Annotated in this window: 13 protein-coding genes and 1 tRNA gene; 9 read left to right on the plus strand and 5 right to left on the minus strand. The window is 63.9% G+C overall.

Features of this window, described 5'->3' with window-relative positions:
- The first annotated feature begins 48 nt into the window (after positions 1–48).
- The 5 genes from petA to FFS30_RS15040 all read left to right on the plus strand — a co-directional run bounded on the left by petA (position 49) and on the right by FFS30_RS15040 (position 4034).
- Entirely contained in the window at positions 49–645 is a 597-nt protein-coding gene (gene petA / locus FFS30_RS15020) for a ubiquinol-cytochrome c reductase iron-sulfur subunit (RefSeq protein WP_137913970.1), read from the plus strand.
- Positions 645–1928: a cytochrome b N-terminal domain-containing protein gene (locus FFS30_RS15025; protein WP_137913971.1), complete on the plus strand. Its 1284-nt coding sequence runs from the start codon at positions 645–647 to the stop codon at positions 1926–1928. Before petA ends, FFS30_RS15025 begins: the two co-directional genes overlap by 1 nt.
- Positions 1929–1953: 25 nt before the next feature.
- Positions 1954–2697 (plus strand): cytochrome c1, encoded by a 744-nt coding sequence (locus FFS30_RS15030; RefSeq protein WP_137914074.1) that lies wholly within the window; start codon positions 1954–1956, stop codon positions 2695–2697.
- 250 nt (positions 2698–2947) lie between these two features.
- Positions 2948–3571, plus strand: a complete 624-nt coding sequence (locus FFS30_RS15035; protein ID WP_137913972.1) for a glutathione S-transferase N-terminal domain-containing protein — start codon at positions 2948–2950, stop codon at positions 3569–3571.
- Positions 3572–3590: 19 nt separating this feature from the next.
- Positions 3591–4034: a ClpXP protease specificity-enhancing factor gene (locus tag FFS30_RS15040; RefSeq protein WP_137913973.1), complete on the plus strand. Its 444-nt coding sequence runs from the start codon at positions 3591–3593 to the stop codon at positions 4032–4034.
- Positions 4035–4046: 12 nt separating this feature from the next.
- Here FFS30_RS15040 and FFS30_RS15045 read toward each other — a convergent pair whose 3' ends face one another.
- A complete protein-coding gene (locus tag FFS30_RS15045; protein ID WP_137913974.1) occupies positions 4047–4412 on the minus strand; it encodes a DUF3301 domain-containing protein in 366 nt (121 codons plus the stop codon).
- Between the two features lie 164 nt (positions 4413–4576).
- Here FFS30_RS15045 and FFS30_RS15050 point away from each other — a divergent pair.
- Positions 4577–4651: transfer RNA gene (locus tag FFS30_RS15050), tRNA-Val, on the plus strand.
- A gap of 333 nt (positions 4652–4984) precedes the next feature.
- A complete protein-coding gene (locus FFS30_RS15055; protein WP_212742484.1) occupies positions 4985–5860 on the plus strand; it encodes an MBL fold metallo-hydrolase in 876 nt (291 codons plus the stop codon).
- 10 nt (positions 5861–5870) lie between these two features.
- Here FFS30_RS15055 and eno read toward each other — a convergent pair whose 3' ends face one another.
- The 4 genes from eno to FFS30_RS15075 all read right to left on the minus strand — a co-directional run bounded on the left by eno (position 5871) and on the right by FFS30_RS15075 (position 11773).
- On the minus strand, positions 5871–7160 hold the full coding sequence (gene eno / locus FFS30_RS15060; protein WP_137913975.1) for a phosphopyruvate hydratase: 1290 nt from the start codon (positions 7158–7160) through the stop codon (positions 5871–5873).
- Positions 7157–8131 (minus strand): aminoglycoside phosphotransferase family protein, encoded by a 975-nt coding sequence (locus FFS30_RS15065; protein WP_137913976.1) that lies wholly within the window; start codon positions 8129–8131, stop codon positions 7157–7159. Before FFS30_RS15065 ends, eno begins: the two co-directional genes overlap by 4 nt.
- 42 nt (positions 8132–8173) lie before the next feature.
- Positions 8174–10594: a glycosyl hydrolase gene (locus FFS30_RS15070; protein WP_137913977.1), complete on the minus strand. Its 2421-nt coding sequence runs from the start codon at positions 10592–10594 to the stop codon at positions 8174–8176.
- Between the two features lie 147 nt (positions 10595–10741).
- Positions 10742–11773, minus strand: a complete 1032-nt coding sequence (locus FFS30_RS15075) for an aldose epimerase family protein (RefSeq protein WP_137913978.1) — start codon at positions 11771–11773, stop codon at positions 10742–10744.
- A 280-nt stretch (positions 11774–12053) separates the two neighbouring features.
- Here FFS30_RS15075 and FFS30_RS15080 point away from each other — a divergent pair, with 280 nt between their 5' ends.
- Complete coding sequence (locus FFS30_RS15080) at positions 12054–12788, plus strand: SDR family oxidoreductase (RefSeq protein WP_137913979.1); 735 nt, start codon at positions 12054–12056, stop codon at positions 12786–12788.
- 16 nt (positions 12789–12804) lie between these two features.
- Positions 12805–13650, plus strand: coding sequence for a fumarylacetoacetate hydrolase family protein (locus FFS30_RS15085; protein ID WP_137913980.1), 846 nt, complete (start codon positions 12805–12807; stop codon positions 13648–13650).
- Positions 13651–13657 lie beyond the last annotated feature (7 nt).

Here is a 13657-nt window from a genome sequence, read left to right on the forward strand (position 1 = left end):
AGCTCGTACGGGCTGCTCAGCGGATTTTCAGCATTTTCGGAGTGCCGGATGGCAAATGAGGGTGTGAATCAGGGACGCCGCAGGTTCCTTACCGGGACGACCGCGGTCGTCGGCGGTATCGGGGTCGCGTTTGCGGCAACTCCCTTCATCAAGTCGTGGGAGCCCAGCGAGCGCGCGAAGAACGCGGGCGCGCCGGTCCTGCAGGACATCAGCAAGATCGAGCCGGGGCAGAAGGTTTCCGTGCTCTGGCGCGGCTCTCCGGTGTGGATCGTCAATCGCACCAAGGCGATGCTCGACACCCTGCCGGGCCTCAAGGATCGCCTGCGCGATCCCGACTCGGTCGCCAGCGATCAGCCGAAGTACGCGCAGAACATCGATCGCTCGATCAAGCCCGAATGGCTGGTCATGATCGGCATCTGCACCCACCTGGGCTGTTCGCCCGAGTACGTGCCCGAGATCAAGCCCGAACCGTTCGATCCGGAGTGGAAGGGCGGCTTCTTCTGCCCGTGCCACAAGTCGCGCTACGACATCTCCGGCCGTGTGTTCCAGGGCGTGCCTGCGCCGCTGAACATGGTCGTGCCGCCGTACAAGTTCGTCGACGACACCCATATTTTGATCGGCGTGAATCCGGAGGACAAAGCCTGATGGCCAGCGTATTCACGAGCATCGGCAACTGGGTCAACGAGCGCGCACCGGGCTTGATGCCGGTGTACCGCAAGCACATGACCGAGTATTACACGCCGAAGAACTTCAATTTCTGGTACTACTTCGGCGTGCTCGCCATCGTCGTGCTGGTCAACCAGATCCTGACCGGCATCTTCCTGACGATGTTCTACAAGCCGGGTGCGGCGACCGCGTTCGACTCGGTCGAATACATCATGCGCGATGTCGACTGGGGCTGGCTGATCCGCTACATGCACTCGACCGGCGCGTCGATGTTCTTCATCGTCATCTACCTGCACATGTTCCGCGGCCTGATGTACGGCTCGTACAAAAAGCCGCGCGAATTGGTCTGGCTGCTCGGCATGTTCATCTTCCTCGCGCTGATGGCCGAGGCGTTCATGGGCTACGTGCTGCCGTGGGGCAACATGTCGTTCTGGGGCGCGAAAGTGATCATCTCGCTGTTCGGCGCGGTGCCGGTTATCGGCGATGCGCTCGTGCAGTGGATCATGGGCGATTACAACCCGGCCGATGCGACGCTCAACCGTTTCTTCGCCTTGCACGTGATCGCGCTGCCGCTCGTTCTGTTGCTGCTGGTCGTACTGCACATCTTCGCCCTGCACGAAGTCGGTTCGAACAACCCTGACGGCGTCGAGATCAAGAAGAAGAAGGACCCGGCCACGGGCAAGCCGCTCGACGGCATCCCGTTCCATCCGTACTACACGGTGCACGACATCGTCGGCGTCGGTTTCTTCCTGACGATCTGCGCGTTCATCATCTTCTATCAGCCCACCGTCGGCGGCTGGTTCCTCGAGCACGACAACTTCATCCCGGCCAACCCGCTCGTCACGCCGCCGGAGATCAAGCCGGTGTGGTACTTCACGCCGTTCTACGGAATCCTGCGCGTGATTCCGAACAAGCAGCTCGGCATCGTCGCGATGTTTGCTTCGATCGTGCTTCTGTTCCTGCTGCCGTGGGTCGATCGCGGCGCGGTCAAGTCGGTGCGCTATCGCGGACTCGGCTACAAGGTTGCGCTCGGCTTGTTCGCGGCGACGTTCCTGCTGCTCGGCTCGATCGGTGCCGGCCTCACTGCGGAATGGATTCCGAAGCTGTTCGGCGCGAAAGCCGACGTGACCAGCATCGAAATGCATTTCGGCTGGCTGCTCGTGGTGATGTATTTCTGCTACTTCATTTTCTTGTGGGTCTACACGGCCTTCGGCTTGGAAAAGACCAAGCCGGTTCCGGAGCGAGTGACCGCCCATGCCTAAGCTCAACATGCTCAACAAGATCCAGATGAAGAAACTGCGTTCGTTTGCCGTTGCCGCCCTCGTTGCCATCGCCGCGAGCGGTGCGGCCTACGCTTCCGAGGAAGGCGGCGGCTTGCTCTCGGCGAATACGAAGGTGAGCAACATTGCCTCGCTGCAGCGCGGCGCGCGGCTCTATTTCAACTACTGCGCGGGCTGCCACTCGATCAAGTACCAGAGCTACTCGCGCCTGGCCACCGATCTCAAGCTGTCGCCCGATGAAGTACTGAGCAATTTCGCCTTCACCGGCGCGAAGATCGGCGACCAGATCGTCTCGAACATGCCGGCCGATCACGCCGGTGAATGGTTCGGCAAGGTGCCGCCCGATCTTTCGCTCGAAGCGCGCGCGAAGGGGCCGGACTGGATCTACACCTACCTGAAGTCGTTCTATCTCGATCCGTCGCGTCCGGTCGGTTGGAACAACACGGTATTCCCGGGCGCTTCGATGCCGAACGTGCTCTGGGAACTGCAGGGCACGCAGGTTGCGCACTACGCGCCGGCCAAGCCGGGCGAAGAGCCGGCCGTCGAGAAGCTGGAGCTTGCGAGCAAAGGCCGTCTGTCGGGCGAAGAGTTCGACGAAACGGCACGCGACATCACCACATTCCTGCAGTACGTCGGCGAGCCGGCGGCGCTGCAGCGTGAGGCGGTCGGCGTGTGGGTGATCCTCTACCTCGCCTTCTTCACCTTCCTTGCGTGGCTGCTCAACAAGGAATACTGGAGAGACGTGCATTGATCTTTGCGCTCGTCCACGAGCGCAGAGTCGAGTGGCGGCCTTCTCCGACCGCACTCTTCAGCAGAAACGGCCGTTGTTGACGGCCGTCGATTCGATCAAAACCGGCGCCATGGCGCCGGTTTTCGTTTGCGGGCTAGGCGCCGCCGTCCCAGGGGTGTAAATTGTTGCAGCAGCATGGCGGCGGAGTTTTTTGCGGCCGGCGCGTTTCGATCCCACGGGGGGCGTTGGGAGACATAGGGAAATATACGGCATGGTCCTGAATCCGCGGTCGCGTACCGTTCTGACTCTGTATTCCTCGCGCGATGACGTGCAGTGTCACCGCGTGCGTCTCGTTCTTGCGGCCAAAGGCGTGGTCTTCGACTTCGTCGGCGTGAATCCGGCGTCGCCGCCTGAAGACCTCGTCGATCTCAATCCGTACCACAGCGTGCCGACCCTGGTCGATCGCGACCTCGTGCTTTACGAAACCGGTGTCGTCTGCGAATACCTCGACGAACGCTATCCGCATCCGCCGCTGATGCCGATCGATCCGCTGTCGCGTGCGCGTTTGCGTCTCGCCATGGTGCGCATGGAACGCGACTGGTATCCGTTCGTCGAACAGATCGAGGCCGGCGGACGCCCCGCCGACACCGCGCGCAAGCGCCTGCGCGAGACCTTGCTCGCCAGCCTGCCGCTGTTCAAGGCGTCGAAATTTTTCCTGAACCCCGAAATGAGTCTCGCCGACTGCGCGCTCGCGCCGCTGATCTGGCGCCTGCCGAGCCTCGGCGTCGACCTGCCGCGCGAAGCGCGCGTCATCGACGAATATGGCGAACGTATATTTCGCAATCCCGGCTTCACCCGCAGCCTCACTGAAGATGAGAAGGCGCTGCGCACCTGACCGCAAGCAAGACCAAACCATGACTTCCGCAGTAATGACTTCCAACCGCCCGTACCTCCTGCGCGCCATGTACGAGTGGATCGCCGACAACGGTATGACCCCTTACATCCTCGTCGACGCGAACGCGCCGGGCGTGAAAGTGCCGAAGAGCGCGATCAAGGACGGCCGCGTCGTTCTCAACGTCGCCGCGCGCGCGGTCGCGCAGCTTGAACTCGGCACCGATCGCGTGCGCTTCATGGCGCGCTTCGCCGGCGTCAGCCAGGTCGTCGAAGCGCCGATCGGCGCGGTGCTTGCGATCTATGCGCAGGAAAACGGCCAGGGCATGATGTTCCCCGCGGAGAACGCTCCGCCGGCACCGGCGCAGCCGACTTTGGCGGCAGTCGAAGACACGGAGACTCCGGTTGCACCGACCACCGAGCCGCCTGCGCCGAAGAAAGGTCCGCACTTGCGCGTGGTCAAATAACCGCCGACTCAGTTAGTTCGGCCGTCGCGGCAGCTCGATCACGTTGGATGTGCGCACGGCCGGTTGGGCATGGGTGTCGGCCACCGGCAGGCTCCAGGCAAGCAGGCGTCCGTCTAGCATCGTCAGGCTACCGCGATGGCGGTCATGGCCGTCGACACTGACTTCGAAGCGATAATTGCGGCGCAGGCGCAGATGCCCTTCGGCGTTGCGCGCGAGGCCGACTCCGGCGAGGGCGACGCTCTGATCGAGCAGTTGCACGCCCGCCCTGGTGCAGAGTTCATGGCCGAGCATGCGCGCCAGATCGCGCGCCTTGAGCGCGTTCTGCCAGGCCGCGAGCGCGGCGAGCAACAGGATTACGGCGAGCATCGGACCGATCATCGTGCAAGTGTATCGGTTGCCGAAGGCCGCCGATACGTCGCGGTCGCACTGCCGCGGCGCAAGAGATTGGCCGCGGCGCCTTGCGCCGGAGCGGCCGCTAGGCAATAATGCGCGCCCCGCGCGTTCCGCGCACGGTTCACGTTTCGCCGCAACGGCGTTTCGACGGACGGTTAGCTCAGCGGTAGAGCATTGCCTTCACACGGCAAGGGTCGTAGGTTCGATCCCTACACCGTCCACCAATTTCCCCATTCGCGCTGGTTCCCCGAAGTCCGCAGAAGCTGTCTTTCTGCCCATTGGTTTGCGCCGTCGCGCCGAATGATTCGACGCCGCCTGGGCCAAACGTTTTTGCGTGAATGCGTGTGGTCGGACCAAACGGCTGGCGAATGAAATCAAACTCACCGTCCGCGCGCAGTTGCGCAAACCGTTGCTGCTGGAAACGCCTCTTTAGGCTTTGAGCGAGGACGTCCTATTCCCTGGCGGCGCGCAAAATGGAGGAAACTTCCCATCCTCTTTGCACGCAGCGGCGAAATATGAAACTCGCGTTCCTCTTTTTACTTGCCGGAATCTGCGCGGTGGCAGCGGCCACCGATACGGCGAAATCGCTCGCTTCGGCGCGCATCGTCATGCTCGGTACCGGAACGCCGAACGCCGATCCGGATCATTCGGGCCCCGCAACCGCGATCGTGGTCGGCGATCAGGCTTATCTCGTCGATTTCGGTCCGGGTGTCGTCCGCCGCGCGGCGGCGGCGCAGAAAAAGTACGGACTCGTCGCGTTGAAGGCGAGCCATCTCGACATCGCCTTCGTCACCCATCTGCACAGCGACCACACGGCCGGCTATCCCGATCTGATCCTCACGCCGTGGGTGCTCGAACGCGCGAAACCTTTGCGCGTGTACGGGCCGCCCGGGATCAAGGCGATGACGCAGCACATCCTGCAAGCGTATGCCGAAGACATCGACATGCGCTTGCACGGCGGCGAACCGTCGAACGCGACCGGTTACAAAGTGGAAGCGCATGAAATTGCTCCAGGCGAGGTTTATCGCGACGCGAACGTCCGCGTGACCGCGTTCGCGGTGAAGCACGGCGGCTGGAAACATGCCTATGCCTATCGCTTCGACACGCCGGGCCGCAGCGTCGTGATTTCGGGCGATACGGCGCCGACGAACGCGATCGTCGAGGCCTGCCGCGGCTGCGACGTGCTGATCCACGAAGTCATCAGCACGTCGACTCTCTCCGGCCGACCGCCCGAGTGGCAGCGCTATCACGCGGCGTTTCACACCCAAACCAAGGATCTCGCGCGCATCGCCAACGCGGCCAAGCCGAAGCTGCTCGTGCTCTATCACCAGCTTTACGGCACGGGCGGCACCGACGCCGACCTGTTGCGCGAGCTGCGCGAAGCCGGCTACGCCGGCGAAGTGGTTTCGGCCCAAGATCTCGACATGTTCTGAGCTGCGCGCTCTAACCGCGGCCGATCCATCCGGCAAACGGCAGCGACGCGTCTTCTTCGATGCGTACGAGCTGGTTGTACTTCGCCATGCGTTCCGAGGTGCGTACCGAACCGATCTTGATCTGGCCCGCGCCGGTACCGATGGCGAGGTCGGCGATGAACGAATCTTCCGTCTCGCCCGAGCGCGCCGAGACGATCGTGGCGAATCCACCGCGGCGCGCCTGCGCGATCGCGTCAAGCGTTCCCGACAGCGTGCCGTTCTGGTTCGGCTTGATCAGCACGGCATTGGCCGCGCGCGTGCGAATGCCGTGTTCGATGCGGCTCACATTCGTTGCGAACAAGTCGTCGCCGAGTATCTGCAGATCGGGCATCGACGAGGTCAGCCGGGTCCAGCCATCCCAGTCGTCTTCATGCAGCAGATCTTCGATCGAGACGAGCGGATAGCGGCTGCGCCATTCGCGCGCCGCCGCGATCATTTCGTCGCTCGACAGGCGCAGTCCTTCGCTGCGCAATTCGTACTTCCCTTTTGCATGCAGCCCACTCGCCGCCACATCGATCGCAATCGCGACGTCGCGGCCCGGCACAAAGCCGGCCGACTCGATCGCCTCGACGACGAGATCGAGCGCGTCTGTCACACGTCTGCATGCCGGACTCAGTCCGCCTTCGTCGGCGAGCAACGTCGGCAAGCCACGACGCGCGCAAACTTCATCGGCGCTGCGGCGTATTTGCAGGACCATGCGCAATGCGTCGTTGAAGCTCGCCGCGCCGATCGGGATAACGAGGAAGTCCTGCAGGTCCATGCTCTGCGCCGCGTGCGTGCCGCCGCTGAGAATATTGACCATCGGCATCGGCAGAGACGGCGCGGTGTTTTGCGCGAGCGAGGCGATATAGCGATAAAGCGGCATCGCGTGCGCGCGCGCAGCGGCGCGACACACCGCGAGCGAGACGGCGAGCACCGCGTTGGCACCGAGCCGACTGAGATGTTCGCTGCCGTCGAGATCGCGCAGCGTTGCATCGACGATTCTCTGCTCACCGGCATCGCGGCCGACAAGGCCTTGCGCAATTTCTGTGTTGACCGCGGCGACCGCTTTGCTCACACCACGTCCACCGTGGACTGCAGGATCGCCGTCGCGCAGCTCGTGCGCTTCGTGCCGCCCGGTCGAGGCGCCCGAAGGCACCGAGGCGCGACCGCGCGCGCCGCCGGCGAGGCTGACTTCGGCTTCGACCGTCGGGCGGCCGCGCGAGTCGAAGATCTGGCGGCCGCGCACGGATGCGATTTTCGTATCGGCGCGATGACTCATTTGAACAGGATTCCCATAATGTTGGATTCCGCCGGCGTCGACGCAGAAAGAATGAATTCGATCGCGATGCGCTTGACCGTGTATGCGTCGAGATCGCGCAGATAGTCGACCGGCGAATCGCCTTCGAGGCGCGCAAGCATCAGACATCCGATCTGTTGAAGAAGATCGCCGTCGACGACGTTGAGACCGCAGCGGCGATACTCGGTGAGGAATGCCGCCGCGGCCGACAGCAACGGCAGCGCGTCTGCGTCGCGGCGGAAAGATTTCAGCAGCAGGTGAGTGACGCAGAAAGCAATGTCGAAGCGCGCGTCGCCCCAATGTGCGACCTCGCAGTCGAGAATCACCACGTCGGCGCCGTCCACGAGCAGATTCTTCGGACTGTAGTCGCCGTGGACCCAGGCATTGCGATGGGATTGGATTCGTTCGACGACTCGCGTGACTGCCGGCGCGAGCGCAGGATTGCGTTCTGCGACGCGCTCGAAGAACGGCCGGATGCGCAGTTCGACGAAGGTCCGCGTGTTTGTGAATCGTCTCGCGATGTCGGCGCTGGTCGAAGATCGCGCATGCAGCAGGCCGAGCAGACGTCCCGCACTGCGCGCCGTCGCAAGATCGACGTCGCCACCCAGCAGCAGTTGCTTCCAGTTTTTGTAGCGCGGATCGATCAGCTCCATCGCAAATCGATGCGCCGAGGCGTCGCTCCATAGCACTCTCGGCGCATGCGCTTGACCGAGTAAGGCTGCGATCGTCCGCAGCCCATCGACTTCGATCGAAGAGCGCGCCGGATCGGAGTGCCAGTCCGCTTCAACCCTCAACTTCTCCAGCGCATGCTTGACGACGTAGTTGCCCTGCGAGGAATGCACGATGCGGATATCGCTCGATACGCCGCCGTCGAGTATGGTCTCGCTCGCTTGCCGATCGCCCGGACCGTTCGGCCCGGGCGATCCGTCCTGATCCCCAGTGTGTGCTGGCATCCGTTATCCGCTGGCGTTCTCTTCTTTAGTCGGTAACGTGGATTACGGCGTCACGTTCATCGTGACGACGAGGCGGCCGACGACGGTGCTGCCTTGCACGACCTCGATCGGCACGGTGACGACGCCGGTTTGCGGAAACGCATTCAAGGTCAGCGTTCCGTTCACTGTATTGCCCGCAGTGGCGGTCACGATCGTGCTGCCGTAGGCAGTGCGGAAGGTGACCGAGCCGGTCGGCGCGCCGGTGGCGGCGCCGTTCACGCTCACTGCGAGCGGCACTGTCTGATTCTGGTGCACGGTCGCCGGCGGCGCGGCGCTGAATGCCGGTGTCGCCGCGATGCCGCCGCCCGAGATGGCGGTGCCGTCCACGTAGACGGGGTCGGGGCCGACGCTGAAAGTGACCGTGCCGTTGACCGGGCTCAGCGTGCTGCCGCGGCCGTCCCAATTCGTCACCGTCACCGCGGCGCTGCTCTGCACGGCGAGCGTGGTGTTGCCCGCCGGCGCCCAGGCGACGCGGCGGTTCGTGCTGCCGCTAGCGAACACCAGCGAATAGATGCCGTTGCCCCAGTTGTCGCTGCTCGCATAGTTGTAGCCGGCGAGATAGTGGGCGAGCACGGCGTAGGCCGTGTAGCCGGGCTTCGGCGCGAGCGCGCCCGACGCATCGCCGGTGTTGTGCAGCAGACCGAAGCGACCGACGCCGTCGGCCGGGTTGGTGTCGCCGGGCGCCAGGCTGTAGTCGTCCATAAAATCGTAGTACATGTATTCCGAGATGCCCGCGCGCAGCGCCAGCGCCGCATCGCGCACCACGTACTGGGCCTGCTGCAGTTCGGTGACGACACCGAGATAGGTCGGCCAGCCGGTCTCGGTCAGCCACAACGGCTTCGACGTTCCGCCCGAATAGTCCGCGAGCAGGCTGCGCACGGCGTTGATCACGGCGTCGTTATTGCCTTCCGGCGGCGCCGCCGGCAACAGTGCGCCTTGCGGACTGACCGACAGCGGCGTGTAGTTGTGAATGGCGATGACGTCCATGTAAGCCAGGCCGCCGATATCGAGGAAGCGCTTGAACCAGTTGTACGAAGTCGGATTGCTGCCGAGCCAATCGGTGGTGAGTCCGCCCGTGGTTGGACCGACGACGCGCGCGCCCGCTGCGGCGTTGTGGATCGCGTTCGCGGCCGGGCCGATCAAGGCGTAATAGCAATCGGCCGTGGTGCCGCAGGCGCTGTTGTTCGTCGCCGCGACGTTGAACTCATTGAACACGTCGTAGTCGACGCGCGTGCCGAAGTGCTGAGCGGCGGCGGCGGCGAAAGCAGCGTAGGCGGCGATGCCCTGGGGCGTGCTCGGCACGTGGCCGCCGTCATAGAGCGGATTCTGATAGCCGAGGGTCATCAGCGGCTTGACCCCGCCGCCGACGAGGAAGTTGACGACGTTGTCTTCATTCGCGTCCCAGGTATACACGCCGGCGCTCTTCTCGATCAGCTCCCAGCGCAAGTCCATGCGCACGTTGGACAGGCCCGCGGTGCCGATCGCTTTGACCTCGGCCATCGAGGTCGGCGCCGAGACGATCGGCGGATGGATGTTGGTGCCGAAAGCATTTGGCTTGGTCACCGTGGTATTGGCGATGACCGTGAACGGCGCATCGCCGGAACCGCTCGTCGATCCGGTCATATGCAGCGAGTACCAGCCGGGCCCGACGCTCGGCAGTACGAAGTAAGTCGGTCCCCAGGCCATGCTGACCGAGCCGCTGCCGACCGGCATGCCGTTGATATCGGCGGCGCTCCAGTTGATCGATGGCGCGGTCGACGTGACCGGCTCCCAGTAGCCGCCGGTCGGAAACGCGTTGACGAAAGTCACGCCGTCGCCCGACGGCAGGACGGTGATCGAATCGGCCGAATTCTCGAAGCCCGGATTGGTGAGCAGGTTCGTGGTCGCGCCGTCCTGCACGACCGCCATGTCGTCGATCCAGACCGTACCGGTATTCACGCTGTACAACGCGACCGACATCAACGTGTCGGCCGCGCCGGTCGTGAAATTCCAAGTCATTTGCTGCCAGCCGTAGGTTCCTGCGGGTAGGCATTGCAAGGTGGCGAAATTCTGGTCGATGCCGAAGCAGTCGGTGACGCCGTATGCGACGTTGGAGCCGGACACCCAGGCCGACAAGTGATAGAGCGTGGACGGCTGCACGTTGATGACCTGGCCGAAGCCGCCGTTGGCTCCGGAAAAAGTGCCGTTGGTGTTGTTGACGAATTTGAGCGATTGATTGCCGCCGTGCTTCGTCGTCGTATCGGCGGTCAAGGTGATATCGGCACCGCCGGCGACCGGCGTCCAGCCGGGGAATACCTGTGACTGCGCCAGCGTTGCATGCGCGGGAGCGACGGCACAGAGGGTCGATAGCGCCATAAGCGCGCCGGCAAGCACGTTGCCGCGAACAGCGAATCCGCGACAACGGGAAGCGAACGATGAAAACATGGCTGCTCCTTCTTTCGGGTTGAGTCGAATCGGCGTGGGCGGCGATTGACTCACGCGGACTCGGCTCGCTGCCACGCGCCAGTTGACGCAGCGCAGATGGTCGCTTTGCCAGCGGCTCACTCGCCGCGCAGCGCACCGGCGCTGAGATCAGTTGCCGCGGTAGAACTCGTAGCGCGTTTCGTGGCGATAGATTTCGCCGGCGCGCAGAGTGATGTCGGGGAAGCGCGGTTCGTTGATCGCATTCGGAAAGGCGTGCGGTTCGAGACAGAGCCCGCTGCGCAGCGGGAATGCGACCGGCGCGGCACGGTCGAGCTGGTTGCCGGAATAGAATTGCAGGCCCTTCTGGTTCGTGCTGAGGCGCAGGCCGAGCGCGGAGCGCGGACAGTAGATGTCCGCCGCGACCGGCGCATTTTCGTTGAGCACGTAGTAGTGATCGTAGCCGCGCGTGAGGCGCAACTGCGCGTGACCGTCGTAGTGCGATGCGCCGATGGCGCGCGCGGCGAGAAAGTCGAACGGCGTCTGCGCCACCGGCATCGTCGCGCCGGTCGGCAGCCACGTCGGCGCGAGCGGCAGAATGTTCGCCGCGTCGATGCGCAGGCGATGGTCGTCGATCGCGCTCGTAGGATCGCCGCTCAGATTGAAGTACGGATGCAGGGTCAGGTTCAGCGGTGTTTCGGCATCGCATGTCGCCTGCATCACCACACGCAGCGTGAAGGCGTCGATCAAGGCGAATTCGGCATCGACCACCAGGCCGCCCGGATAGCCGTCCTCGCCGTTCGGCGAGCGATGGCGCAGGCGCAGCGACGGCATGTCGCCATCGTCGATGCCGACGACCTGCCACAGCGAATGGCTGAAGCCGGTTCGGCCGCCATGCAGATGATTCGACGCTTCGTTGCGACTCAGGTGCAGCGAAGCGTGAGCATCGGCCGCAGTGCGGCCGGCGCAGCGGCCGATGGTCGAGCCGAGATAGGCGTTTCCGCTTTCGTACTCGGCGAGCGTCCGGTACGAAAGAACGGTGTTGACCGATGTGCCGTCGCGGTCGGGAACGTGGATCGCACGTATCGTCGCGCCGTAGTCGAGTATTTCCACTGCGAAGCCGCTGCGCGGATCGGACAAACGGATGCTGTCCACGTCACGGCCATCCTTGAGTCGGCCGAACGCACTACGCATGACCGTCATCCCCCGGCTCCTTGTCGCTCGTTGATTCTTCTCGGCGCGAGATCGGTGTTCGAATCGATGGTCTGTCAGCACGATCCCGGTCCCTTTTTACTGCGGCTTCACTGCGCTGCGACCTTAGGCACAGGCACCATGCGGCGCCACGCGATTTTTGCCCGTCCGGCGATTTTGGTTTGTCTGGCGCGCAGTGAGGTCAAACCGATACCGCAGGCGCATCAAGTGAGTGCTGTCGGCATATTCGGCTTGTTCCTAACATCGCTGCCGCGGCCTTGGAGAGCAAAGCATGGCGGGCAGACTGTTCGGAAAAACCTGTTTGGTGACCGGTGCGGGGCAAGGCATCGGCCGCGCGATCGTCGAGCGCTTCTGCGCCGACGGCGCGAACGTGATCGCAAGCGACATCAGCGAGCGGCACTTCGCCGACCTTCCGCGCGCAGCGACCGCAGTCAAACTTGACGTGACCGACGCTGCGGCGGCGGACGCGATCGCCGCGCAGCATCCGCATATCGATGTGCTGGTCAACTGCGCGGGCTACGTCGCGGTCGGCGATATCTTCGAATGCGACGAGCAGGACTTCGCGCGCAGCCTGCGCATCAATGTCGAGTCGGTCTACATCATGGCCAGGGCGGTGCTGCCCGGCATGCGCGAGCGGCGCAGCGGTTCGATCATCAATATTGCCTCGGTGGTGTCGACGACCGCGGCGGCACGGCGACGCTTCATCTACGCAGCGACCAAGGGCGCGGTCATCGCGATGACGCGCGCGATCGCGCTCGATTTCATCGGCGATGGCGTGCGCTGCAATTCGATCAGCCCCGGCACGGTCGATACGCCGTCGCTCGGCGAGCGCATCGCGGCCGCGGCCGATCCCACGCAGATGCGTATCGACATGATTGCGCGTCAGCCGATGGGGCGGCTCGGCAAGGCCGAGGAAATCGCGGCCGTGGCCGCGCTGCTCGCATCCGACGAGAGCGCGTTCATGACCGGCTCGGACATCGTCATCGACGGCGGCTTCGCGTTGTGAAGCAAAGAGGACAGCAATGAAATTGATGCGCTACGGACCGGCCGGTAGCGAGCGCCCGGCGCTCATGGATACCTCGGGAGAAATCCGTGACGCCTCGTCGATCGTGGCGGATTTCGTCGCGGCCGATCTCGCGGCAACGATCGCCGCGCTGCGCGCCGTGCGCACGGAAACATTGCCGCGTATTGCCGGCGGCGCACGCATCGGCGCGCCGCTGCGCGGCATCGGCAAGATCGTCTGCATCGGCTTGAACTACGCCGATCACGCGCGCGAGACCGGGCAGACGCCGCCGCGCGAGCCGATCCTTTTCCTCAAGGCGACCTCGTCGATCGTCGGACCGAACGACGATATCGTGCTGCCGCCCGACGCGCAGAAAGGCGACTGGGAAGTCGAGCTCGGCGTCGTCATCGGTAAAGAGGCGCGCTACGTGCCGCTCGATCGCGCGCTCGAACATGTCGCCGGCTATTGCGTCATCAACGATGTATCCGAGCGCAGCTATCAGATCGAGCGCGGCGGCCAGTGGGACAAAGGCAAAGGTTGCGACACGTTCTGCCCGATCGGCCCGTATCTGGTGACGACCGATGAAATCGCCGATTTTCGCACGCTGAATCTGCAGTGCCGGGTCAACGGCCGCGTCGTTCAGTCCGGCAATACGCGAGACATGATTTTTGACGTGCCGTTCCTCGTGCACTACGTCAGCCAGTTCATGAGCCTGCAGCCCGGCGACGTTATCAGCACGGGCACGCCGCACGGCGTCGGCATGGCGATGAAGCCGCCGCAGTGGCTGCAGGAAGGCGACGTCGTTGAACTGGAGATCGACGGAGTGGGCGCGCAGCGCCAGCGTGTCGTCCGTCATCACATTTGAGGATACG

The organism is Rudaea sp. 3F27F6, from assembly GCF_005503555.1.
In the GTDB taxonomy this organism is placed as follows: Bacteria; Pseudomonadota; Gammaproteobacteria; order Xanthomonadales; family Rhodanobacteraceae; genus Rudaea.

What these genes read in the sequence shown, in the direction of transcription:
- petA (WP_137913970.1), top strand. Translation starts at nt 49, where the DNA reads ATGGCAAATGAGGGTGTGAATCAGGGACGCCGCAGGTTCCTTACCGGG.
- FFS30_RS15025 (WP_137913971.1), top strand. Translation starts at nt 645, where the DNA reads ATGGCCAGCGTATTCACGAGCATCGGCAACTGGGTCAACGAGCGCGCA.
- FFS30_RS15030 (WP_137914074.1), top strand. Translation starts at nt 1,954, where the DNA reads ATGAAGAAACTGCGTTCGTTTGCCGTTGCCGCCCTCGTTGCCATCGCC.
- FFS30_RS15035 (WP_137913972.1), top strand. Translation starts at nt 2,948, where the DNA reads ATGGTCCTGAATCCGCGGTCGCGTACCGTTCTGACTCTGTATTCCTCG.
- FFS30_RS15040 (WP_137913973.1), top strand. Translation starts at nt 3,591, where the DNA reads ATGACTTCCGCAGTAATGACTTCCAACCGCCCGTACCTCCTGCGCGCC.
- FFS30_RS15045 (WP_137913974.1), bottom strand. Translation starts at nt 4,412, where the DNA reads ATGATCGGTCCGATGCTCGCCGTAATCCTGTTGCTCGCCGCGCTCGCG.
- eno (WP_137913975.1), bottom strand. Translation starts at nt 7,160, where the DNA reads ATGAGTCATCGCGCCGATACGAAAATCGCATCCGTGCGCGGCCGCCAG.
- FFS30_RS15065 (WP_137913976.1), bottom strand. Translation starts at nt 8,131, where the DNA reads ATGCCAGCACACACTGGGGATCAGGACGGATCGCCCGGGCCGAACGGT.
- FFS30_RS15070 (WP_137913977.1), bottom strand. Translation starts at nt 10,594, where the DNA reads ATGTTTTCATCGTTCGCTTCCCGTTGTCGCGGATTCGCTGTTCGCGGC.
- FFS30_RS15075 (WP_137913978.1), bottom strand. Translation starts at nt 11,773, where the DNA reads ATGACGGTCATGCGTAGTGCGTTCGGCCGACTCAAGGATGGCCGTGAC.
- FFS30_RS15080 (WP_137913979.1), top strand. Translation starts at nt 12,054, where the DNA reads ATGGCGGGCAGACTGTTCGGAAAAACCTGTTTGGTGACCGGTGCGGGG.
- FFS30_RS15085 (WP_137913980.1), top strand. Translation starts at nt 12,805, where the DNA reads ATGAAATTGATGCGCTACGGACCGGCCGGTAGCGAGCGCCCGGCGCTC.